The sequence below is a fragment of the Saccharopolyspora dendranthemae genome, assembly GCF_007829955.1.
Classification (GTDB): domain Bacteria; phylum Actinomycetota; class Actinomycetes; order Mycobacteriales; family Pseudonocardiaceae; genus Saccharopolyspora; species Saccharopolyspora dendranthemae.
Genome location: NZ_VIWX01000004.1, coordinates 362,447 through 384,078, shown reverse-complemented (window position 1 = coordinate 384,078; position 21,632 = coordinate 362,447). Strand labels below are relative to the sequence as shown.

The following is a 21,632-nucleotide window of genomic DNA, read 5'->3' as shown; positions in this document are numbered from 1 at the left end:
GTGTTCACCCACGCGTCCCCGGTTCTCTTCGCACTGGGGTGCCCTTCCCGCCTCCGGCAGATCCTTCCTGCCCTCGATCGGGTTCTTCACGTCTCCGATCGGGTGCTTTCTCTCACCAATTCCCAGTTTTAGTCCAAATTGGGCGCCTTTCGTGCCCGAAATGTCCACTCAGTTATGACTAAAACTGGGGTGCTCCAGGGACGTCATCGCCGGGAGCGGAGGAGCTTGTTGAAGGACTTGGCGTTCTTGGGAGCCTCGTGGAGGCGGCCCGCGGTGGCGTCGTCGATGAGGGAATCGATGGTCTCCGACGCGCACCCGCGGTTGGCGCCGATGCCGCCGGCCGCACCGCGTTTCGCCCAGCCGACCACGTAGGTGCCCGGCTGCACCCGGCCGCCGGTGTTCGGGATGACCCCGCTCTCCTCGTCGAACGGCAGTTGTGGGATCCGCACCCCGCGGCTGCCGACCGACCACAGCACCATCCCGGTCTCCACTTCGCGGCTTCCCGGGCCGTCGCCGACGCGCAGCGCGCGGACCTGCGGGTCGCCGACGACCTCGGCCGGGGCCGAGGAGAACCGCAGCACCAGCCGGCGGTCCTCGGCCGGAGGCCGGTCCCAGTCGACGTCCTCGACCGGCAACCCGCGCAGCAGCGCAGCCGTGGAGTCGTGCTCGGCCGAGGTGATCGCCTCCGCCGCGCCGCCGTGACCGTCGATGACGATGCGGTCCTGCAGCCGGTGCTGGATGCCGACCCACTCCGACCGCGTGAAGGCCGCGTGCTCGGGGCCCCGCCGCGCGAGCAGCACGACCTCGCGGACCTTGCTGGTGCGCAGAGCCGCGAGGGCGTGTTCGGCGATGGGGGTGCCGGCCAGCTCGTCGGGATCGCTGAGCAGCAGTCGTGCGGCGTCCAGCGCCACGTTGCCGTTGCCCACGATCACGACCCGTTCCGACGACAGCTCCACGGCGTCGGCGGGGATGTCCGGATGACCGTTGCACCAGCCGACGAACTCGCGCGCGGCCAGCGTCCCGGGCAGGTCCTCGCCGGGCAGTCCGAGCGTGCGGTGGCCGGGCGCGCCCACGGCGTAGACCACCGCGTTGTGGTGCTCGGTCAGCTCCGCGTGGCTGACGTGCCGCCCGACCTCCACGCCGAGGTGCATGCGCACCCGCGGGTGCTTGAAGCTCGTCGCGAAGGTGTGCTCGATCTGCTTGGTGCTCGGGTGATCCGGCGCGACCCCGAACTTGATCAGCCCGCCCGCGGTCGTCATCCGGTCGATCAGCGTGATCTCGGCGTCGGTGGAGCGCAGCAGGGATTGCACCGCGTAGCCGGCCGCGGGGCCGGTGCCCACGACGGCGACGCTCGGCGCCGCCGCGTGCGTGGGCAGCGATCGCGGGAACTGCGGCCGTCCCCAGGAGTGGTCCGCCGGGATCTCGGAGAACCGCTCCCGGTTGATCTCGGCGTGCACGGACAGCTCCCCGGTGAGCTTGTCGATCGGGAACACCGCGTCGACCGGGCACGCATCGGCGCAGGCGCCGCAGCCGATGCAGGCGCGCGGGTCGATGTAGAGCCGATCGGTGGTCCCGAAGTCGGGCTCGTCGGGGGTGGGGTGGATGCAGTTGACCGGGCACACCGAGATGCAGGATGCGTCGGCACAACAGGACTGCGTGATCGCGTAGGTCATCGTCGTGGGCTCAGATCATGTGCACGCGCTTGTAGAGCGCGATCGCCGGACGGGTGAGCAGCCCTGCCTCGTCGAGGAACTCCATGAGGCCGGCGCAACCGTTGCGCATCAGCGACTTCCGGTGCTCGTTGTCGCGCACGGCGGCTGCCGCCCGCTTGCGGTCCATGCCGATGGAGTCGTAGACCTTGGGGCTGACCAGGCTGGAGACGATCACGTAGGCGACCACGGCGATCAGCGCGGCGCTGAAGTGGCGCTGCAGCTTGCTCTTGCCCTGGACGTGCTCCTTGATCTCCTCGCGGGCGAACTTCATGTGCCGGGACTCCTCGACCACGTGGATCTTGGAGCTGGTCTGCACGACGTCGAGGACCCGGTCGTCGCGCATGAAGTCGCGCTGGACGACGTCGAGGACCTCCTCGGCGACCAGGGTTCCGCCGTAGGCGACCTCACCGGTGGCGAGGGTCTTGAAGCCGCGGGCGAGCTCGACGACCAGCTTGCTGGGCAGGTAGGCGGGCACTTCGAGCTTCTGGCAGATGCGCGCGAACATGATGGAGTGTCGGCATTCGTCGGCGATCTCGGTGAGCGCGAACTGGAACTCCGAGTTGGCGGGGTTCTTCACGTACTGATCGCGCAGGATCATCTGCTGCAGGATCATCTCGAACCAGATGCCGGTGCTCATCATGGAGCAGACTTCGTGCCTGGTGAGCGTCACGCGCTGCTGCTCGGTGAGCTCGTCCCACAGCGGCGTGCCGTAGAGGGTGCTCCACTCCGGGCTCAAGCCGTACTGGTCCTCGGGCAAGGGCCCGTCCCAGTCGATCTCGGTGATCGGGTCGTAGGACAACGTCTGCGAGGACTCCAGCAGGCGGCTGGAGAAGTCCTGCTCGGCGCTCTGGCCGGCAACGCCGACGGCGGTCATGGGCGCACCTCCGCAGTGAGTGGTACTCGAAGTAACAGGAACAAACTGTACCCCATATATCCGTGGATGCGGAGTCCCTTTTTCGCAACCGATAGACTCCCGAGGGTGACCGCATCAACGACACGGCAAGTGGACGGCCGGAGCGCCAGGTGGGCCGGATACCGCGAGAAGCGCCGGAAAGAGCTGGTCGATGCGGCGTGCAACGCGATCGCCAAGCACGGCCCCGACGTGTCCGTCGAGCAGATGGCCGAGGAAGCCGGTGTCGCCAGGCCACGGCTGTACAAATACTTCAACGACACCGGCGACCTGGGCGCGGCCATCGCCGAGCGCGTCGCCGAGATGGTCACCGACGAGCTCGCGCCGATGTTCAACCCGAGCGGCACGCCGAGGGAGATGATCCGCGCCGCGATCGGCGCGCACACCAACTGGCTGGCCGAGCACGGCAACCTCTACCGCTACCTGAGCATGAACTCCGCGACCGGCGAGGCCGGGCAGAACGTCATCACCGACGTGAAGACGGTCATCGCCCGCCAGGTCATCGGGCTCTTCCAGCACTTCCTCGACCAGTTCGGGATTCAGCCCCCGGTCATGCAGCCGCTGGCCTTCGGCATCGTCGGGCTCGTCGAGTCCAGCGCGGGCAGCTGGCAGGAGGACCCGGACGGTCTGACGCTCGACGAGCTCACCGACTGGCTCTGCGACTGGACCTGGTGCCTGCTCGACCGCTCGCTGCAGTCCTACGGCATCGAGATGGACCCGGACCTGCCGCTGCTGGAAGGGGATTCGGCCGAGGAATAGGGCCTCAGATCATGTGGACGCGCTTGTAGACCGCGACCGCCGGTCGCGTCAGCAGGCCCGCCTCGTCCAGGAACTCCATGAGACCCGCGCAAGCGTTGCGCAGCATGGACTTCCGGTGCTCGTTGGCCCGCGCCGCGGCGAGCCCGCGCCGGGGTTCGATGCCGACGGCCTTGTAGACCTGCGGGCTGACGAGGTTGGACACGATCACGTAGGCGACCGCGGACACCAGCATCGCGCTGGCGTGGCGCTGCGCGGTGCCGACGCCGCGCATGTGCGCGCGGGTCTCCTCGCGGGCGAACTTCATGTGCCGGGACTCCTCGACCACGTGGATCTTGGAGCTGGTGCGCACGACGTCCAGGACGTTCTCGCCCCGCATCCAGTCGCGCTGCATCACGTCCAGGACCTCTTCGGCGACGAGCGCGCCCGCGTAGGCCACCTCTCCGCCGGCCAGGCTCTTGAAGGCGCGGGCGAACTCGATGACGTTCTTGGGCGGCAGGTAGGCCGGGAGTTCGAGCTTCTGGCAGATGCGCGCGAACATGATGGAGTGTCGGCATTCGTCGGCGATCTCGGTGAGCGCGAACTGGAACTCCGAGTTGGCGGGGTCCTTGACGTACTGATCGCGCAGGATCATCTGCTGCAGGATCATCTCGAACCAGATGCCGGTGCTCATGATCGAGCCGACCTCATGCCTGGTGAGGGTGATCCGCTGCTGCTCGGTGAGCTCGTCCCACAGCGGCGTGCCGTAGAGGGTGCTCCACTTCGGGTTCAGCCCGTACTGGTCATCCGGGAGCGGGCTTTCCCAGTCGATCTCGGTGGTCGGGTCGTAGGACAGCGTCTGCGACGACTCCAGCAGGCGACGGGAGTCCTGCTCCACGCCTTGACCGGCAACATCGACGGCGGTCATCGGGCACCTCCGCACTAGGTGGTACTAGAAGTAACAGGAACACGAACGTACCCCATACATGGCCGTCCTGTCCCCACCTCTTCTCGTGCGGAAGTGGCGCTCGTCAGTTCCCGTGCCGCTCCGCCACCCGCTTGGCGGAGGCCAGGATCCGGCGGACGGCCAGGACGTGCCCTCGCGTCCCGATCACGGCCGTCCGGTACGCCCGGCCCGCCGCTCCCGGGAACAGCGCGCGAGTCTCGGCCCGCAGCAGGCTCGTGCCGTCCTCCAGCTCGTCGACGCGGAAGACCAAGGCGTAGGAGGAGAAGCGGTGCCGTCCCACGAGAGCGAGCTCGCGCGGCCCGGCGGCGACGACGTGGAAACCCGGGATCGTCGATCCCGCCGCGAGCGGTCGGGGGCCGGAGTTCGACGTGTCCTGGCACCCCAGCACCCGCGCCACGGCGCCGGCCCAGGTGGGGGAGAAGGCGTTCTCGCCGACGCGGGTGATCGCGCGCAACGCGGCGGCCGGGGACGCCGCGACGGGGGTGGAGTGCTCGTCGACGTGCGGAAGATCGGAACCGGTTCCGGTCATGCCCGCGACGCTAATCCCGAGAGCCGCATCGCGTCCGGCTCTCGGGCGAAAGCGGGTCAGGAGTTCTCGCGCGCCTTCTGGGCCTTCTCCGCCTTGGCGGCCTTGCGCGCCTGGGCGCGCTCGTCCTCGTGGCGGGCTTCGACGCGGGTGGTGCGCTCCTGCTGGAGCCACTCGGGGTTCTCGTCACGGATCGCGTTGATCTGCTCGGTGGTCAGCGGGTCCGCATAGCCGTTGCGGGTGAGGCCGCTGATCGACACGCCCAGCTTCGCCGCGACCACCGGACGCGGGTGCGGGCCGTTGCGGCGGAGGTCGCGCAGCCACTCCGGCGGCTCGGCCTGCAGCGCGTTGAGCTCGTCGCGCGAGACGACGCCCTCCTGGAAGTCGGCGGGGGTGGCCTCCAGCAGGACACCGAGCTTCTTGGCCGCCGTGGCGGGCTTCATCGTCTGGACGGATTTGCGCGACGTCATCCGACCAGCGTAACCGGCGACTCCGGCCGGTAGTCTGGGCAGGTGACAGAGTCGGCCCCGTCCTTCGATCTCGCCTACGTCCCGGGCGTCACGCCCGACAAGTGGGCGCGCAAGTGGCAGGAGCGCGAACCGCTGGTTCCGCTCAACCTCGTCCCGGTGCCGGACGAGGGCGCGAGCGAGCTGGTGCGCGACGGTGAGGCCGACGCCGCGCTGCTGCGGCTCCCGATCGATCGCACCGGCCTGCACGCGATTCCGCTCTACACCGAGCAGACGGTGGTCGTGGTGCCCAAGGACCACGTGGTCGCCGCGGCCGACGAGGTCACCTCCGAGGACCTGGCCGACGACGTGGTGCTGCACCCGCTCGACGACAGCCTCGACTGGCAGCGCCCGCCGGGACAGCCGGCGGTCGAGCGCCCCGCCACCACCGGTGACGCGATCGTGCTGGTCGCGGCCGGGGTCGGCGTGCTGGTCGTGCCGCAGTCACTGGCCCGGTTGCACCACCGCAAGGACCTCACCTACCGGCCGATCACCGATGCCCCCGAATCCACCGTGGCGCTGACCTGGACCGACGACGAGACCAGCGATCTGATGGAGCAGTTCATCGGGATCGTTCGCGGCCGCACCGTCAACAGCACGCGGGGCAAGCAGCAGCCCGAGCCTGCCAAGGCGAAGAAGAAGGCTCCCGCCAAGAGCCAGGTGCGCAAGCCCGGCATTCGCCGCGGTCCGGCACCCGGCAAGGGGCGCACACCTCGTCGCCGGTGACCCCGGTCGGGTGACCGGCGGAATGCGTCCTGGACGACCGGCGTTGTCCTGAGCACGTCCCGACTGTGCGATGGAGGTACGACGATGCCGTTGACCGGCGAGTACGCCCCGAGCCCCACCGATTTCGTGCGCGACCAGGTCGAGACCTACGAGAGATCGGGCGGTACCGAGGGCACGACGATCCACGGCCTTCCCGTGGTCGTGCTGACTACGAAGGGCGCCAGGTCCGGCAAGATCCGCAAGACCCCGGTGATGCGCGTCGAGCACGACGGGCGCTACGCGGTGGTCGCCTCGCTGGGTGGCGCACCGCAGAACCCCGTCTGGTACCACAACATTCGCGCGAACCCGACCGTCGAGCTGCAGGACGGGCCGGTGCGCAAGGACTACGCGGCCCGCGAGCTCAGCGGCGAGGAGCGCGAGCTGTGGTGGGATCGCGCCGTGGCGGCGTTCCCGAACTACGCGGAGTACCAGACCAAGACCGACCGCACCATCCCGGTCGTCCTGCTGGAGCCCGTCGAGTCCTGATCTGAAGCGGGAGAACGGCTTCCGGGGATCCGTTCCCGGAAGCCGTTCTCGTCACGCGCTGATCACGAACCGGTGGTGGCCATCGGCTCGGAGTTCGCGCGCTTCTTGCGGCCGCGCGTGATCAGCCACCAGCTCAGCGCGATCACCGCGACGATGGCGGGGATCGAGAGGAACGCGATCCGCTCGGGGCCGTCGGAGAAGCCCATCAGAGCGATCACCATGGCCAGGAACGCCAGCGTGATCCAGCTCGTGTACGGCGCACCCGGCATCCGGTAGCTCGGCCGCTCGATCTCGCCGCGCAATGCCCTGGTGCGCAAGCGCATCTGGCAGATCACCAGCGTCGCCCAGGTGGCGACCACCCCCAGCGAGGCGATCGCCGTGGCGATCTCGAACGCCTGCTCCGGGACGATGCCGTTGAGGATGACGCCGAGGACGAAAGCACCTGCGGTGAAGAGGATTCCGCCGTAGGGGGCGCGGTGCTTGTTCATCTTCGCCGCGAACTTCGGTGCCTCGCCGTCGTTCGCCAGCGCCCGCAGGATCCGGCCGGTCGAGTACAGACCCGAGTTGCACGAGGACAGGGCGGCGGTGAGCACCACGGCGTTCATCAGGTCGCCGACGCCGGGGACGCCCAGGCGGGAGAACACGGTGACGAACGGGCTCTCGTCGGCGTTGAAGACCGTCCACGGGAGCAGCATCGCCAGCAGCAGCACGGAACCGACGTAGAAGATCGCGATCCGCCACACGACGCCGTTGATGGCCTTGGGCAGCACCTTGTGCGGGTCCTTGGCCTCACCCGCGGTGATGCCGACCATCTCGATCGCCGAGTAGGCGAAGACCACCGACTGCATGGCCATCAAGGTGACGCCGAAGCCGGCGGGGAAGAAGCCGCCGTGCGAGGTGAGGTTGGCCGGTCCTGCCGGTGCCCCGCCGATGTCGGTGGCGGTGAACACCAGGCCCAGGCCCACGACCAGGAACACCAGGATCGCCACGACCTTGACCAGCGAGAACCAGAACTCCAGCTCGCCGAAGAGCTTCACGGACACGAGGTTGACCGCCAGCAGCACGGCGAGCGCGATCAACGCGGTGATCCACTGCGGCAGGTCGGGCAACCAGCGGTGCACGTAGATCGCGACCGCGGTGATCTCGGCGATGCCGGTCATCGCCCAGTTCAGCCAGTACATCCAGCCGGAGGCGAAACCTGCCCAGGGGCCGATGAACTCGCGGGCGTACTCCACGAAGCTGCCTGCGACCGGGCGGTACAGCACCAGTTCACCGAGGGCGCGCATGACGAAGAACCCGGCCAGGCCGCACAGCGCGTAGGCGATCACCAACGACGGGCCGGCCGTGGCGAGCTTGCCTCCTGCGCCCAGGAAGAGCCCGACGCCGATCGCGCCGCCGATAGCGATCATCTGCACCTGGCGGTTGCCGAGCGATTTCGAATAGCCCTCGGCGTCGGTCGTGGGCGCAGGATCCTGCCCCGACCGCAACGATGAATCCACGAAAATCAAGTCCTTTCGTGACCAGGACATGCCGGAGAAAAGCGACGTCCAGGCGTTTTTCGTGCCGGTGCTAGGTCATCCGGCGGGGCGATACTAGTCACCGGGAATCTGCATCCGCGTTGCGCACGAGTCATTTCTGCGTGGCGGCGAACCCCCTTTCACAGAACCCACGCGCGGTGGCGCAGGTCTGGTCGTCCCTGGTGGACGGTTGTTTCGGCGATTCGGTGAAAGATCGACTCCGCCGTCCAGCTGCGTGCCGCATCGGCGTTCGTCCTCATCGCGTGCCCGGCAAATGGGAATTTCCCGCGCGCAATCCCCGCGCACCAAAGGGAAGAAACGGACGAACAGGTTCACTGTGGATCAATTCGGGGTGTTCCGAATTGCTCTCGGAGCGCATTCGCTTCGTCACCACGAGCGCATCCCGGTGCGCGGGCGGACGTTGCTCACGCGCGGTGCTCGGAGAAGCCTGCCGGGACGTCTGCGCCATCGTCGCCGGGGGCCGTGACCGTCGGTCACTCGGAGCTGTCATCGGCCCGGCCCGGGGTGACCCTCGCGCACCGTCATCACGCGTCGTGGCGGCCCGCGGCGAGTCGGCCGGCCAGGCCTGCGAGAGGGGGTGGCCGCGGTCACTCGACGTCGTCCGCAGCGGCCGCGACCGCCTCACGCGGAGGCGCGGACCCGGGCGGAACACGCGGCGGAAAAGTGACGCTGGTCACCGAGTCGACAACGAGTATTCGACTGATTACTCGCCGGGAACATTATTCGGCCACGCTGCGTCAATTGCCGGTTCGCATTTCGCTACGCAGTTATCGCATTGCGTGCCCGGCCGTTCACGGACAGTTTTTCAGCGGCGAAGTCGATCGCTTCGGCGTGATCGTCCGTTGTGCCTGTGACCTGGGGAGACGATCAGGTGACGCGGAGTGAGATGGTGGTGCGGGCCTCATTAGATTGCTCCATTCAGCCCATTAAAGGATCGTCGCTTGGCGTAAGGATATGAAGTTGTAATGATCCCGCCTTGAAACGGAGACCTAGATGCCCCGGCTCGCAGTTGCGGTTGTCCCCGTCGGATTGGCCGCAGCACTGGGCCTCGGTGCATTGGCAAGCGCCGAAACATCGACCCCGCACAGCGTTGACGCTGCCACGCAACCGGTTGGTGTGCAGAGCCCCGCCCCCGCCGCCCTGTCCCCGGCAATCCCCGAAGCCCACGCCCCCGTTGCTCTGAGCCCCGCCGCTGTCCCCGCAGCGCCGGCCGCCCCGAAGGCCGACAAGGCTGAGCACAAGGGTGAGAAGAAGCCCGCGGAGGTCAAGCCGCGGGAAGCCTCCAAGACCCTGCCGGTCAACTACGAGAAGCAGCTGACCGGTTACTGGTGCGGCCCCGCCGCCACGCGCATCGCCATGTCGAGCAAGACCGGGGACCTGCCTTCCCAGGCCGAGCTGGCCAAGGCCCTGCGCACCACTGAGAACGGAACCGACCACGTCGGTCAGGTCGCGGACGGCCTGAACAAGCTGCTGGCCCCGACCGGCGCGCACTACGTGGCCAAGGACCTCAGCGAGCGTGAGCAGTCCCCGGAGATGAGCAAGGAGCTGTGGAACGACACGGTTCGCAGCATCGACGACGGCAAGGCCATGGTCGCCAACATCGTGGCCGAGCCCGGCAACCAGCCGCCCGGGTACCCGTCGAGCCAGACGATCTACCACTACGTGTCCGTCGTCGGGTACGACGCCGAGCACAAGAACGTCAAGATCGCCGACCCGGCCAACTTCGGTGGCAACAAGGAGTACTGGCTGAGCCTCGACCAGCTGACCTCGCTGGTGAAGCAGCGCGGTTACGTGTCCTGATCAGTCGGTCCCCAGGCCTCCCCGCCTGGTCCGATGCGAAAAACATCGCTGCGGCGGTCTCCGGAAGCGGAGGCCGCCGCAGCGATTTTTGCGCACCGGGCAGGACAACCTCGTCGTGGTTCACGGCGTCTGCTGGGTGGTGCGACCAATCGGAGGGGGAAGACCGTGCTGAAGAGGACTGCGATCATCACCGCGCTCACCGCGGCGAGCGCGCTGGTGGGAGGCGTCGCGAGTGCCCAGGAGACGTGGACGTCGGAGCCGTTCCCGCAACGGCCGGACGTCTCCTCGATCATCTCCACCGCATCGAGCGGCAACGGCGAGACCTGGGCGTTCGGCTCGTTCGGTCAGGCAGGCGGCACCTCGTCGACCTCCCAGGCCTACCGCCGCGGCGCCGACGGGAGCTGGGCGGAGGTCCCGGTGCCCTCCGTCGGCCGGCTGGTGTCCTCGGCCGTGGTCGGTCCGAACGACGCGTGGACGATCGGCTGGGGGTACAAGAACACCGCGGGTGCCCTGCTGCACTGGGACGGTGCCGCGTGGAACGAGGTCCCGGTGGAGGTCCCGGGGGCGACCCGGGTGCGGCCCGACGACGTCACCGTGGCCGGCGACGAGGTCTGGAGCATCGGTAAGGGATTCGCCGACGGCCAGGAATCCCGGCAGTACAGCTTCGCCAAGCGCTGGGACGGGGCTTCCTGGCAGGACCTGCCGCTGCCGGCATCGGCCCAGGACGCCGCGGTGAACGCGATCGGCGGCAGCCCGGACGACCTGTGGATCGTGGGCACGAGGGGATCCGCCCCGCTCTCGTGGCACTGGGACGGAACTGCGTGGACCGAGGTGCCCGTGCCCCCGGTCGAGATGCCCGAGGGCGCCTACTTCCGGGTGGACGACGTGGCCGCTCACGCGCCGGACGACGTGTGGGTCTCGGCCGCCGCCCACGTCTACGACCAGCCCGAGCGGACCGAACCCGTTCTGCTGCACTGGAACGGCGCGGAGTGGAGCGAAGCGCCCGACCCGGACGCGGGTGTGCCCGGCGAGTTCGTCCACGCCGAGGGCGCGCTCTGGAACCTCGCCGACTCCGGTCCGCTGCGCTACGACGGCACCACCTGGCAGGCCGTCGCCGGACCGGCCGAAGGTGCTCCGCTCACCGGAGCGGAGGTCGACGGCCACCTGCTCGGCATCGGCAACGCCGGGTCCGACATCAACTCGGCGCCGTTCGCCTCGATCCACAACGGCTGAGGCGTTCTGCCCGCGGCACCCGACCGGAACTTCCGGGCGGGTGCCGTTCTGCTTCCCGGGGTGGGGGAAGTTCTCATGAAAACGTCCCCCACCCCAGGAAACGGGGTGCGAGACGAGAACGCCCTCGCCACCGGTCTTGGTGGCGAGGGCATCCGGCCGGAGGTGCGGGTCAGAGGATGAACGCCGCCTGGGTGTAGCCGCCGACGGTGGCGTTGCGGTCGACACCGGCGGGGATGCCGGGGACCTGGCCCGCGTCGCTGTGCTGGTGCAGCGCGAGGCGCGGGTGCGACCAACCGGGGTTGCCCGGGTCGCCGTTGTAGCGGGCGATCCACAGCAGAACGTCGTCGCCGGCCCACAGGTTCGGGTCGATGATGTTCTGGAACCAGTTCAGGCTCGCGTACACCAGCACGCCGCGGACGCCGGTGGCGATGCGCAGCAGCCGGATGAACTCGGGGATGAAGGTGTTCGGATCGGCGATCTCGGAATCCTCCATGTCGAGCATCGGCCACATGTTGCCCGGCTCCTTGAGGCCGTGCTGGCCCATCCACCAGGCGAAGTGCCCGACCTGCGGGTCGATGGCCCCGGGGCGGGCGAAGTGGTAACCGCCGGTGGCGATGCCCGCGCCGCGCGCTCCGCCCACGTGGGCTCCGGCGGCGTCGTCGACCCAGGTCTGCCCTTCGGTCAGCTTCATGCTCGCGAAGGTGATGTTGTTGCCGCGGACCGCAGCCCAGTCGTCGACGGCGTTGTGGTGGCTGATGTCGATTCCGTAGTCCATGGGGCCCCTCAATCCTGTTGTGCTCGGGTTGCGCAACGCTCGCGAGGGCACCGCCGGTGTTCCCCAGGCCGGACGGTCGGCTGCGCTGGTGATCAACCCAGGTTGGGCACACGGTCTCAAGAACGGATCGCCCTGTGGGGTGAACGCCTGGAATTCCCACGTATGGAGCACCCGGACGGCGCAGTCGCGATTGGTGCTCCTGCGATCGGTCGCTGCGGCCGCCCGGCGCAGCCGCGGCTGCGGGCCGTCGGCAGGCGGCGCGAACGCGGTTATCGTGACCTTCGTGGTGCGCTGGACGCGTGGACCGGGCTGTTGATCTTTGACACGATCCGGCTGGAGTCTTCGGGAGGGGCGGTATGAGCGACGGCGTTCAAGACCTGCGCACGGACGTGGCGCACGGCGCGCGGATCTACGACTACATCCTGGGCGGCAAGGACAACTACGCCGTCGACCGCGCGGCCGCGGAGGCGTCCCAGCAGGTCTGGCCCGCGCTGCCGGTGCACATGCGCGCCAACCGCGAGTTCATGCACCGCGCAGGCCGGTTCCTGGCCACCGAATGCGGCGTCGAGCAGTTCCTGGACATCGGCACGGGCATCCCGACCCGGCCGAACCTGCACGAGGTCGTCCACGAGGTGACGCCGGAAGCCAGCGTCGTCTACACCGACAACGACCCGATCGTGCTCGCCCACGCTCGCGCGCTCATGTCGCGCTCAGGTCAGGGCAGCACGGCCTACGTCGACGCCGACCTGCGCGATCCCGACACGATCCTCGACTCGCGGGAGTTCCGGGACACCCTGGACCCGAGCCGGCCGATCGGTCTGATGCTGATCGCGGTCGTGCACTTTATCGAGGAGGACGACGAGGCGCTCGACGTCGTGCGCCGCATCGTCGACGTGCTGCCGTCGGGCAGCTACGTGGCCGCCACGATCGCCACCGACGACTACGCCCCCGAGCTGCTGGCGGAGGTCCGCCGCGCGTACCGCGAACACGGTGAGACGCTGAAGTTCCGGACGTACGCGACCGCTCAGCGCTTCTTCTCCGGCCTCGATCTCGTCGACCCCGGTGTCGTCCAGATGCACAAGTGGCGGCCCGACGACCCCGCATCGCTCGAGGTCCCCGAGGCCGACATCGCCATGTACGCGGGGATCGCCCGCAAGCCCTGAGTCAGCTCCTGGTCGGCCTGTTGCCGAGCTGCTGCGTCGGGGGTTCCGCCGGGGTCAGCGCCCGGTTCTGCGTGGGCTGCTGGGCGCCGTCGGTCCGGCCCGCGCTCGGCGGCACCGCCGGCGTGAGCTGGGTCTGCTGGGAGGCGTTGATCTGGGCGGCCTTGCTCTGCGGCGGGCCGGCCTGAGCCGCGGTGCCGTTGGTCTGCGTGCCCTGGGGCGCCGGAGCGGACAAGCTCGTGCTCACGATGCGCTGCAGGTTCCGGTGCGCGTTGTTGAGCTCGTGGCGCATCCCGTGGACCTGCTTGGTGAGCGTGTCGCCTTCGGTGAGCGTGTTGGTCTCGACGGCGCGCAGCAGCACGCCGAGCTGGCCGTGCAGCCGCTGGTGCACCTCGGCGAAGGTGGCGACCTGCTGCTGCATCTCCAGCGGCGGCTGAGTGCGGGCGATCGCCTTGATCATGGTGTCCTGCCAGCGCTGACCGGCCTGGCGGTAGTGCCGGTCGGCTGCGGTGCGGTAGTGCGGGGCGACCTGCGTGTCCAGGGACATGCGGATGAGCTCGTGGCAGCTGTTGACCAGCTCCCGAGCGGCGGTGGTCAGCGCGTAGGCCCACTCCCACTGCTCGGCCTGCGTGCTGGCGTGGCGTTCCTCGCGGGCCTCGTCGAGCTGGCTGCGGGACAGCTTCACCTGCTCCCAGGCGCGCTCGGCCTGCTCGGTCGCGGTGGTGGCGGCGTGGTTGGCCTTCTCCGCGTTGGCCTCGACCGCCGCCGTCATGCGGCGCACGGTCTCGGAGCGCCGAGTGGTTTCCTCAGCGGTCTTCCGGGCAGACCACAGCAGCCAGCCGGAGACCCCGGCGGCCACCAGCGCCAGGACGGCCGGGATCCACGTCACCCATACCTCGGTCCCCATGGGTGTGACGATGACACACACGCGCTTACGCCGGTTGGCCGCATGAGCAAAAACTCCCGACGACTACCCGCCGTCGCGAGAGGTGACTCTGCGAAACCGCCGACCGGCCGCGGGGCCTCGGTCGCGCGTCGGTGAAACCCGGTACGGTCCGCGTCCTTTCGCCCCTCGAGTGGTTTGCTGTGCCACGAGGACGATGTCGACCACGCAGGGAGGCGAGGCATGTACGTGCGGTACGTGGCGATCGGGGACAGCCAGACCGAGGGCGTGGGGGACGGCGACGACCGGCGCGGCCTGCGCGGCTGGGCGGATCGGCTCGCCGAGAAGCTGGCGGGGCTCGATCCCGACTTCCGCTACGCCAACCTGGCCGTGCGCGGACGGCTCATCGGCGAGGTGCGCGCCCAGCAGCTCGGGCCCGCTCTGGAGCTCGAGCCCGACCTGGTCACCGTCGTCGCAGGTCTCAACGACGTGCTGAGCAGCCAGTACGACGCCGATGCGGTCGCCGCGCACCTGGAGGAGATGGTCAGCGCTCTGCGCGAGGCGGGAGCGCACGTCGCCACCGTGACCTACCCGGACATCGGCGAGATCGCCCCGATGGCGCGGGCGCGCCAGCCCAGGCTGACCGAGTTCAACGCCCGGATCCGCGAGATCGCCGCGAAGCACGGTGCCGCCGTCGTGGAGGCGGACCAGCACCCGGTCTGCGCCGACCGGCGGATCTGGAGCGGCGATCGCCTGCACCTCAACCCCGCGGGGCACGCGCTGCTGGCCGACGGCTTCGGGCACGCGCTCGGACTGCCCGGCGCGGACGAGTCCTGGAGCGACCCGCTTCCGCCGCTGCCCGCGCCCGGTCCGGTGCGGACGGTCGTCGCCGAGCTCCGCTGGGCGGCGGTGTTCCTGGCGCCGTGGCTCTGGCGGAGGATCACCGGCCGCTCCTCCGGAGACGGACGAATCGCCAAACGTGCCTCTCTGCAGAAGATTTCGTGACGAAGGGGACGTTCATCCCACAGTGGCCGATGTGGTGCACTCCGCGCTGCCGCGGCAGGTGGCGAGCTCGGTGAGGGTGCGATGGAGCTCGTCACGGCGCTGCGGGGGCAGGCTCTCGTAGGTGTTGGTGAGCTGGAACGGGTCGGCCCTGTCGTCGTAGAACTCCCGCTCGCCGGTGGCGTACTCGACGTAGGTGCCCCCGGCTGTCCGGATCGCGGTGTAGGTCGGTGGGACCCCGTCGGGCCGTTCCTGGTGGTCGGGATCCTTCCGGGAGGCGCGCGGTTCGTGGTGCTCGACGAGCGCCACGTTCCTGCCGGTGCCGGGCTCACCGCGCAGCAGCGCCGCGAAGCCGACCCCGTCGATTCCGGGATTCGGTGGCGCACCGGCGATTTCGGCGAACGTCGGGCGCAGATCGATGTTCTGCACCGAGTCCGGAACCTCGCGTCCGGCCGGAACGCCGGGGCCGGTCGCGACCAGCGGGACTCGCACGTCGGTGTCGAACGCGGTCTGCTTGCCCTCGGGCAGCGCGTGCTCGCCGAGGTGGAACCCGTTGTCCGAGGTGAAGATGACGTGCGTGCGCTGAGCCTGTCCCGTCTCGGCGAGCGTGCGCCGGAACCCTCCGAGCATGTCGTCCACCGCCAGCAAGGATTGCGCGCGCTTGCGGAACTTCGCGTCCGCAGCGGCGATCTTCCCGGCGGGAAGCGGCGGGAGCCCGCGCAGCCAGGCCGGTTTGTCCGAGCGGTCCGGTTCGTCGAAGGCGGGAGTGCGCGGGGCGGTCAGCCCGGGGAACGCGTCGGCGTGCCGGGGCGCGGGGGTCGAGGGGCCGTGCGGCGCGAACGGCGCGACCTCCAGGAAGAACGGCGTGCCGCGGGCGGCGTTGGTGCGGATGAAGTCGTTGCCGCGCTTGGCCAGCACGTCGGTCAGGTAGTCGCCGGGCCGGTGGCCGTGCGAGCGCACCTGGCCGTTGACGTTGAGCTTGTAGTCGTACTCGGGATAACCGTTGCCCGCCACGGCCCACTCGTCCCAGCCCGGCGGCACGAACGGTCCGTCCCCGCCCAACGCCTTCCCCGGCTGGTAGCCGTTGAGGTACTTGCCCATGAACCCGGTCCGGTACCCGGCCTGCTGCAACTGGGTGCCCACGGTGTCGCGCTCGTCGCGCCGGTGGAACACCGCGAACCCGCCGTCCGGTGGCTCGTTGGTGAACACGCCGGTGTTGTGCGGGTACTTCCCGGACAGCAGCGACGCCCGCGACGGGCAGCACAGCGAGTCGGTGACGGTGAAGTTCGAGAACGTCACGCCCTCCCGCTGCATCCGCTGCACCTGCGGCATGAACCGCACCAGGCCCTGGTCCATGTCGTCGACGAGGACGAACACGATGTTCGGTCGCCCGGGGTCGCTCACCGGTTGAGGCGGGGGAGCGGTGCACCCGGCCAAGATCACGCCGATGGCGGCCGCGAACACGGCCAGCCGCGGACGCGGCATGTCGATCACCCTCCCACGACGGCGGCAGGCCACAGCATGCCCGCCGAAGCGCTCTCGACCAAGGCGATGACCGGAATTGGACCGTCGCGGGCCGGGCCGAACTCCCGGTGCGCCGTTCGCGAGGTCAGGATGGGGGGAACCCGAGTGGACCTGGAGCGAGGAATGACGAAGACGGTGTCGGTCGAGCTGGCCTACGGCAGGACGGGGCTCACGGTCGAGCTGCCGTCCGATCGCACGACCGTGGTCGCGCCCGCTCAGCCGGCGGCGGCGCCCGACGCGGCGGCGGCGCTGCGCGACGCGCTCGCCGAGCCGGTGGCCGGACCTCCGCTGCGGGAACGGGTGCGCCCGGGCCAGCGGATCGCGGTGTCGATCTGCGACGCCACCCGTCCGCAGCCCAGGGAAGCGATGGTCCGGGCGCTCCTGGCGGAGCTGGAGGGCATCGCCGGACCGGACGACTTCACGCTGCTCGTGGCGACCGGGACGCACCGGGGCAACACCGACGAGGAGCTGCGCGGGATGCTCGGCGACGAGTTGGTCGACACCCTCCGCATCATCAACCACGACGCCCGGGACCCCGAGGTGCTCCGCCCGGTGGGGACTTTCGGCGACGGGGTGCAGGTGCTGCTCAACCGGCACTGGGTGGAGGCCGACGTCCGGATCACCACCGGATTCGTCGAACCGCACTTCTTCGCCGGTTTCAGCGGTGGGCCCAAGCTCGTCGCCCCCGGACTCGCGGGCCTGGACACCGTGCTCACGCTGCACGACGCGGCGCGCATCGCCAGCGAGCGGGCGACCTGGGCGGTGTGCGAGGGCAATCCCGTGCACGACGACGTCCGCGCCATCGCGGCCGGAACAGGCGTCGACTTCGCCTTCGACGTCGTGCTCGACCGCGAGCAGCGGATCGTCGAAGCGTTCGGCGGGGACCTGCTGCCGATGCACGCCGCCGCGCGCGAGGTGGTCCGCGAGCTGTCCATGCAGCCGGTCCCGCAGCGCTACGACGTCGTGGTGACCACCAACTCGGGATATCCGCTCGACCAGAACGTCTACCAGGCGGTCAAGGGCATGTCGGCGGCCGCGACCGTCGTCAAGCCCGGCGGGCTGATCATCTGCGCGGCCGAGTGCAGCGACGGGTTCCCCGATCACGGCTCGTTCCGCGAGGTCCTCGCATCGGAACCGACGCCCGAAGCGCTGCTGCGGGCGATCTCCGGGCGCGCCGAGCCGGTTCCGGACCAGTGGCAGGTGCAGATCCTCGCCCGGGTGCTCACCACTGCTCGCGTCGGCGTGCACACCACCGAGCTCACCGACGAGCAGCTGCGCACCGCCCACCTCTACCGGGTCGACGACATCACCACCGCCGTCGCCGACGAGCTCGCGGCCCGCGGTCCGGAAGCCCGCGTGTGCGTCCTGCCCGAAGGCCCGCAGACCATCCCGTACGTCTCGGACCAGGCCTGAGTCAGGACGCGAGCGCGGCCTCGACGATGCCCGCCGCGGTCCCGGTGCGCACGTGCCGGATCGTGCGCAGCCCGGCTTCGGCGAGCAGCTCGCCGTACTCGGCGGCGGTGCGCTCGCGGCCGTGGGTGAGGGTGGCCATGACCAGGTCGAGCCGCTTGCCGAGATGTGGTTCGTCGTCGTCCGGCAGGACCTTCTCGACGATCAGCAGGCGGCTGTCACCGGTCATCGCCCGCGCGCACGAGCGCAGCACGCGCACGCAGGTCTCGTCGTCCCAGTCGTGCAGGACGCGCGAGAGCAGGTAGGCGTCCGCTCCCGGCGGCAGCGTTGCGAGGAAGTCGCCTTCGACGACCTCGCACCGCGCGGAGAACCCCGCCGCCGCGATGGTGCGCCGCGCCTGCTCGGTGACCCCGGGCAGGTCCACCAGGACCCCGCGCAGACGCGGGTGCTCGCGGAGCACTTCCAGCAGCACGGTGCCGATCCCGCCGCCCACGTCGACGAGTCGCTCGAAGGACGAGAAGTCGTAGGCCCGGGCGACGGCCGCGGCCTCGCCGCCGTTGGTGGCGACCATCATGCGGTTGAACCGGGCAGCCTCGTCGGGTCGTTCCGACATCAGGTCGAAGAACGGTTTCCCGCAAGCGATCTCGGGTCCCGTCCGCCCCTCGGCCACCCGTTGCGGGAGCACCCGCAACGCGCTCCAGAACAGCTCGCCCTGCATGGTCAGCACCAGGTCCCTGGTGCCGGACGGGTGCCCGTCCTGCAGCGTGCGACCGGATTCGGTGAGCGCGAACCGCTGGTGCGGGCCGGTTTCCGCGCCGGGCACGGTGCGGAGCAGGCCGGTGGTCGCCACGGCGCGCAGCACCTGGTGCAGCGGTTCCGGCTCGACGTCCACCCGCGCCGCGAGGTCCGCGCAGGACATCGGAGCCGCTGCGAGCACGTCGGCGATCCCGAGCTCGGCGACCACGAACATCGCCCGGGCGAGGAAGGTCGCGTGCATCGTGTCGAGCACGACCGGGGGCGTTCGCAAGGGGTCTCCTGTCGGTGTCGGACGGCTGTCAGCGGGGACGGCTTCGGTGGCGATGATTCCCCGGTAGCCGCCAATGCGCGCTCCGGGGCGTTCAGACCATGTCGCTGATGTTCGGTTCCACGCCCAGCAAGGCGCGTCCGAAGATCTCGGAGCACGTCGCCGGGTTGGCCACCGCGTGCCGGGACGCCGCGTGGATGTCGCGCACGTGCGCCTGCAGCGGGCTCGATTCCGAGAACGCCGCTGCGCCGTGCGCGGTGACCAGATCGTCGACTGCCTGCCTGCACAGCTGCACGGCGTGACCGGTGTGCTGCCGGATCCTGGCGCGGGTCAGGTGGTCGGGGAAGGTGCCCGACTCGGCGTGGCCGTCGACGACGGCTGCGGAGTTCTCCGCGATCAGCCGGGCGACGTCGATCTTCGTCGACGCGTCGGCGACCGCCAGCTGGAACGCCGTGGAGTCGCGCTGCCGCTCGTAGTGGGTGAAGGCGATGCCCTTGACGCCGGATTCCGCGACGACGTGCTCCAGCACGGCGGAGGCGATGCCGAGGCAGGGCGCGATCATGTAGGTGGCCAGCGTCGGCATGACCGCGGCGCGGTAGCGGGTTTCGCTCGGCGCACCGGCGGGGTAGCGGCCGTGGACGGCGGCGTGCAGCGGCAGGACCCGGTGCTCCGGCACGAACAGCTCCGCCGCGCTGAGCAGGTTGCTGCCGGTGCCCCGCATCCCGGTGGTGAACCAGGTGTCCTCGACGGTCAGCTCCGCCATCGGCACCAGCGCCAGCGCCTTCTCGCCGTCGTGGCCGGGGAAGCCGATCATCGCCCACTGCGAGTGCAGGCAACCGGAGGCCGGCGCCCAGCGGCCGGTCAGCACCCAGCCGCCGTCGACGGGCCGCGCCTCGGCCCTCGGCGCGAGGACCGTGCACGCGAGGTTGTCGGGGCCGTCGACGTAGAGGTCCTCCTGCGCGCGGGCGGGGAAGATCCCGCTGATGAAGGCTCCCGAACCGAGGATCATCACCACCCAGCCGGCGGAGGGGTCGGCTTTGGAGACTTCGCAGGTCGCGTCGATCGCGGTGCGCAGCGAGCACTCCCCGCCGCCGAACCGCGCCGGGACCAGGGCCCGCATCAGTCCCGTCTCGGTGAGGCAGGAGACCGTCTCGTCGCTGAGGCGGCGCAGCCGGTCGTTCGCCTCGCGGTGACGCTCGAGCACCGGCCGAGCCGCCGTGACCAGGCCCAGCAGGTCCGGGGTTGCGGCCGCGTCGGCGCCCTGCTCCTGCACGGAGCCGATGCTACCGCCGCAGGTGATCTCGGAGCGCTGCCTTTTCCAGGACGACAGATGACAATGGTTACCATTATCGATAGTGTGGAGTCCGTCGTCCCGTCCGGAGGTGGAGGAAACGTGAAGGTGCGCAAGTCGTTGAGGTCGTTGAAGTCGAAGCCGGGCGCGCAGGTGATCCGGCGGCACGGCAAAACCTTCGTGATCAACAAGAAGAACCCGAGGTACAAGGCCCGGCAGGGCTGAAGTGGGTCACGGCGCGACTAGATGAGGTTGGTCGACGCGGGGCTGGTGCCCTAAGCGGGTCCTGCGGACCGGAGCACGTCGCGGACCGCATCGGCCACGGCGTCGGCTCCTGCCCAGAGTGCGGTCGAGTGTCCGGCGTCGTCCAGTCGGCGCACCTCGGCGCGGGGGAGAGTGGCGGCGAGGTCGCAGTAGAGCCGGTGCTTGGCCAGTCCGCGTTCGGCGGCCGGTTTCCGAGCTTCTGGCGGTACCAGCTCGTCGGCCACTGGATCGGGGCCCATGGCGGACAGGAAGATCGTCGGCAGGTCCGGGTCAGGCCCCGCCTGTCGCACCTCGTCGAACACGCGCGGCAGGTTCAGCGGTTCCAGCGAGGAGTTGCGGTAACCGTCGCGGCTGAACCCGCGTTCCAGCAGCGGCTCTCGGATCTCGGCGGGCCACTCTGCCATGGCTCGCTCGAACGCGGCGCGGTAGCGGGCGCGGACCGGGTCCAGGTGCTCGTCTCCGGGGAGTGCGTCGGGGTTCAGGGCGTCGAGGCGCTTCGCCTCGGCTTCCGGGAGGTAGCCGGTGATGTCCTCGTGCGTCGGATCGAGCAACACGAGGCCGGCGACCTCCCCGGCGAAGCGCTTCGCGTGCAGCCGCGCGTGCAGGCCGCCGAGCGAGTGCCCGACCAGCACGAAAGGTCCGGGGGCTCGCGCCGTCCGCAGCAGTTCGCGCAGGTCGTCGCTCACCTGCGTTCCGCTGCGCGGGAGCTCCACGGCATCGCTCCACCCGAGCCCGAGCCTGTCGTAGCTCACGGCCGTGGCGAACTCGGCGACGAGGGCGTGCGCCTTCCAGCAGTGCGCCCCGGACATCCCGCCCCCGGGGAGGAACACCACGCTCGGGCCGCTTCCCGAGCGGTGCACCGGCATCGCTCCGCTGGAGATCTCCACGCGCTCCCCGAACGGGGTCACGTCCCGCTCCTCCCGTGGAAAGCTGGTCCTGCCGAATCCTCCCACGCGGCGAAGGGCCAGGGCACAGGCTCGCCGAAGTTGCCCGGGGGTGCGCGTGTCCGGAGTGTTGTCCCCGCATGGGGTGGTCGCGGATGGTTCTGTTCTGGTGTTCCGGGTGCTAACTTAGCGACCGCTCAGTACGTGGAGTTCTCGTTCGGCGAGGAGCGTATGAAC

21 protein-coding genes are annotated in these 21,632 nt (G+C 69.8%); 9 read left to right on the top strand and 12 right to left on the bottom strand.

Annotated features, from left to right (window positions below; translation table 11 throughout):
* Positions 1-203 precede the first annotated feature (203 nt).
* Together FHU35_RS19960 and FHU35_RS19955 are read right to left on the bottom strand one after the other, a co-directional pair.
* Positions 204-1,673 (bottom strand): FAD-dependent oxidoreductase, encoded by a 1,470-nt coding sequence (locus tag FHU35_RS19960; protein ID WP_145741975.1) that lies wholly within the window; start codon positions 1,671-1,673, stop codon positions 204-206.
* Positions 1,674-1,683: 10 nt separating this feature from the next.
* On the bottom strand, positions 1,684-2,586 hold the full coding sequence (locus FHU35_RS19955) for an AurF N-oxygenase family protein (protein ID WP_145741973.1): 903 nt from the start codon (positions 2,584-2,586) through the stop codon (positions 1,684-1,686).
* A gap of 105 nt (positions 2,587-2,691) precedes the next feature.
* Here FHU35_RS19955 and FHU35_RS19950 point away from each other — a divergent pair, with 105 nt between their 5' ends.
* Complete coding sequence (locus tag FHU35_RS19950; RefSeq protein ID WP_246110435.1) at positions 2,692-3,381, top strand: TetR/AcrR family transcriptional regulator; 690 nt, start codon at positions 2,692-2,694, stop codon at positions 3,379-3,381.
* Positions 3,382-3,385: 4 nt separating this feature from the next.
* On the opposite strand, the gene FHU35_RS19945 is transcribed toward FHU35_RS19950, so the two are convergent.
* The 3 genes from FHU35_RS19945 to FHU35_RS19935 form a co-directional block, all read right to left on the bottom strand.
* Positions 3,386-4,285, bottom strand: a complete 900-nt coding sequence (locus FHU35_RS19945; protein ID WP_145741968.1) for an AurF N-oxygenase family protein — start codon at positions 4,283-4,285, stop codon at positions 3,386-3,388.
* Positions 4,286-4,388: 103 nt separating this feature from the next.
* The gene (locus FHU35_RS19940) at positions 4,389-4,853 is read right to left on the bottom strand and encodes a hypothetical protein (RefSeq protein ID WP_145741965.1); all 465 of its coding nucleotides are present in this window, start codon (positions 4,851-4,853) and stop codon (positions 4,389-4,391) included.
* 56 nt (positions 4,854-4,909) lie between these two features.
* Positions 4,910-5,320, bottom strand: a complete 411-nt coding sequence (locus FHU35_RS19935; protein ID WP_145741963.1) for a DUF5997 family protein — start codon at positions 5,318-5,320, stop codon at positions 4,910-4,912.
* Positions 5,321-5,362: 42 nt separating this feature from the next.
* Between FHU35_RS19935 and FHU35_RS19930 the strand changes: the two genes are divergently transcribed.
* Positions 5,363-6,082, top strand: a complete 720-nt coding sequence (locus FHU35_RS19930; protein WP_145741961.1) for a LysR family transcriptional regulator substrate-binding protein — start codon at positions 5,363-5,365, stop codon at positions 6,080-6,082.
* Between the two features lie 84 nt (positions 6,083-6,166).
* Complete coding sequence (locus tag FHU35_RS19925; protein ID WP_145741959.1) at positions 6,167-6,607, top strand: nitroreductase family deazaflavin-dependent oxidoreductase; 441 nt, start codon at positions 6,167-6,169, stop codon at positions 6,605-6,607.
* Positions 6,608-6,669: 62 nt separating this feature from the next.
* Here the strand turns inward: FHU35_RS19925 and FHU35_RS19920 are convergent, their stop codons facing one another.
* Positions 6,670-8,106 (bottom strand): amino acid permease, encoded by a 1,437-nt coding sequence (locus FHU35_RS19920; protein WP_425474158.1) that lies wholly within the window; start codon positions 8,104-8,106, stop codon positions 6,670-6,672.
* A gap of 1,155 nt (positions 8,107-9,261) precedes the next feature.
* Here FHU35_RS19920 and FHU35_RS19915 point away from each other — a divergent pair.
* Positions 9,262-9,945 carry a C39 family peptidase gene (locus FHU35_RS19915; protein WP_186459515.1) on the top strand — a complete coding sequence of 228 codons (684 nt, stop codon included), beginning with the start codon at positions 9,262-9,264 and terminating at the stop codon, positions 9,943-9,945.
* Positions 9,946-10,110: 165 nt separating this feature from the next.
* Positions 10,111-11,178 carry a hypothetical protein gene (locus tag FHU35_RS19910; protein WP_246110434.1) on the top strand — a complete coding sequence of 356 codons (1,068 nt, stop codon included), beginning with the start codon at positions 10,111-10,113 and terminating at the stop codon, positions 11,176-11,178.
* 169 nt (positions 11,179-11,347) lie between these two features.
* On the opposite strand, the gene FHU35_RS19905 is transcribed toward FHU35_RS19910, so the two are convergent.
* Entirely contained in the window at positions 11,348-11,953 is a 606-nt protein-coding gene (locus FHU35_RS19905) for a glycoside hydrolase family 25 protein (protein ID WP_145741953.1), read from the bottom strand.
* 356 nt (positions 11,954-12,309) lie between these two features.
* Between FHU35_RS19905 and FHU35_RS19900 the strand changes: the two genes are divergently transcribed.
* The gene (locus FHU35_RS19900; RefSeq protein ID WP_145741951.1) at positions 12,310-13,116 is read left to right on the top strand and encodes an SAM-dependent methyltransferase; all 807 of its coding nucleotides are present in this window, start codon (positions 12,310-12,312) and stop codon (positions 13,114-13,116) included.
* A 1-nt stretch (position 13,117) separates the two neighbouring features.
* Here the strand turns inward: FHU35_RS19900 and FHU35_RS19895 are convergent, their stop codons facing one another.
* Positions 13,118-14,020: a hypothetical protein gene (locus FHU35_RS19895; protein WP_246110433.1), complete on the bottom strand. Its 903-nt coding sequence runs from the start codon at positions 14,018-14,020 to the stop codon at positions 13,118-13,120.
* Positions 14,021-14,239: 219 nt separating this feature from the next.
* Between FHU35_RS19895 and FHU35_RS19890 the strand changes: the two genes are divergently transcribed.
* Positions 14,240-15,001 (top strand): SGNH/GDSL hydrolase family protein, encoded by a 762-nt coding sequence (locus FHU35_RS19890; protein WP_145741949.1) that lies wholly within the window; start codon positions 14,240-14,242, stop codon positions 14,999-15,001.
* A gap of 12 nt (positions 15,002-15,013) precedes the next feature.
* Here FHU35_RS19890 and FHU35_RS19885 read toward each other — a convergent pair whose 3' ends face one another.
* Positions 15,014-16,483: a sulfatase family protein gene (locus tag FHU35_RS19885; protein WP_145741945.1), complete on the bottom strand. Its 1,470-nt coding sequence runs from the start codon at positions 16,481-16,483 to the stop codon at positions 15,014-15,016.
* Between the two features lie 162 nt (positions 16,484-16,645).
* Between FHU35_RS19885 and larA the strand changes: the two genes are divergently transcribed.
* Positions 16,646-17,935: a nickel-dependent lactate racemase gene (gene larA, locus FHU35_RS19880; RefSeq protein WP_145741944.1), complete on the top strand. Its 1,290-nt coding sequence runs from the start codon at positions 16,646-16,648 to the stop codon at positions 17,933-17,935.
* 1 nt (position 17,936) lies between these two features.
* On the opposite strand, the gene FHU35_RS19875 is transcribed toward larA, so the two are convergent.
* Together FHU35_RS19875 and FHU35_RS19870 are read right to left on the bottom strand one after the other, a co-directional pair.
* On the bottom strand, positions 17,937-18,959 hold the full coding sequence (locus tag FHU35_RS19875) for a methyltransferase (RefSeq protein WP_145741943.1): 1,023 nt from the start codon (positions 18,957-18,959) through the stop codon (positions 17,937-17,939).
* 91 nt (positions 18,960-19,050) lie between these two features.
* On the bottom strand, positions 19,051-20,229 hold the full coding sequence (locus FHU35_RS19870) for an acyl-CoA dehydrogenase family protein (RefSeq protein ID WP_246110432.1): 1,179 nt from the start codon (positions 20,227-20,229) through the stop codon (positions 19,051-19,053).
* 120 nt (positions 20,230-20,349) lie between these two features.
* On the opposite strand from FHU35_RS19870, the gene ykgO reads away from it, so the two are divergent.
* Entirely contained in the window at positions 20,350-20,472 is a 123-nt protein-coding gene (gene ykgO, locus FHU35_RS19865) for a type B 50S ribosomal protein L36 (RefSeq protein ID WP_145741941.1), read from the top strand.
* Between the two features lie 50 nt (positions 20,473-20,522).
* Here the strand turns inward: ykgO and FHU35_RS19860 are convergent, their stop codons facing one another.
* Complete coding sequence (locus tag FHU35_RS19860) at positions 20,523-21,419, bottom strand: alpha/beta fold hydrolase (RefSeq protein WP_145741939.1); 897 nt, start codon at positions 21,417-21,419, stop codon at positions 20,523-20,525.
* Positions 21,420-21,632 lie beyond the last annotated feature (213 nt).

Excerpts from the sequence above, each read along its gene's own strand:
- FHU35_RS19960 (WP_145741975.1), bottom strand. The coding sequence starts at position 1,673 with ATGACCTACGCGATCACGCAGTCCTGTTGTGCCGACGCATCCTGCATC.
- FHU35_RS19955 (WP_145741973.1), bottom strand. The coding sequence starts at position 2,586 with ATGACCGCCGTCGGCGTTGCCGGCCAGAGCGCCGAGCAGGACTTCTCC.
- FHU35_RS19945 (WP_145741968.1), bottom strand. The coding sequence starts at position 4,285 with ATGACCGCCGTCGATGTTGCCGGTCAAGGCGTGGAGCAGGACTCCCGT.
- FHU35_RS19940 (WP_145741965.1), bottom strand. The coding sequence starts at position 4,853 with ATGACCGGAACCGGTTCCGATCTTCCGCACGTCGACGAGCACTCCACC.
- FHU35_RS19935 (WP_145741963.1), bottom strand. The coding sequence starts at position 5,320 with ATGACGTCGCGCAAATCCGTCCAGACGATGAAGCCCGCCACGGCGGCC.
- FHU35_RS19925 (WP_145741959.1), top strand. The coding sequence starts at position 6,167 with ATGCCGTTGACCGGCGAGTACGCCCCGAGCCCCACCGATTTCGTGCGC.
- FHU35_RS19905 (WP_145741953.1), bottom strand. The coding sequence starts at position 11,953 with ATGGACTACGGAATCGACATCAGCCACCACAACGCCGTCGACGACTGG.
- FHU35_RS19900 (WP_145741951.1), top strand. The coding sequence starts at position 12,310 with ATGAGCGACGGCGTTCAAGACCTGCGCACGGACGTGGCGCACGGCGCG.
- FHU35_RS19895 (WP_246110433.1), bottom strand. The coding sequence starts at position 14,020 with ATGGGGACCGAGGTATGGGTGACGTGGATCCCGGCCGTCCTGGCGCTG.
- FHU35_RS19890 (WP_145741949.1), top strand. The coding sequence starts at position 14,240 with ATGTACGTGCGGTACGTGGCGATCGGGGACAGCCAGACCGAGGGCGTG.
- FHU35_RS19885 (WP_145741945.1), bottom strand. The coding sequence starts at position 16,483 with ATGCCGCGTCCGCGGCTGGCCGTGTTCGCGGCCGCCATCGGCGTGATC.
- larA (WP_145741944.1), top strand. The coding sequence starts at position 16,646 with ATGACGAAGACGGTGTCGGTCGAGCTGGCCTACGGCAGGACGGGGCTC.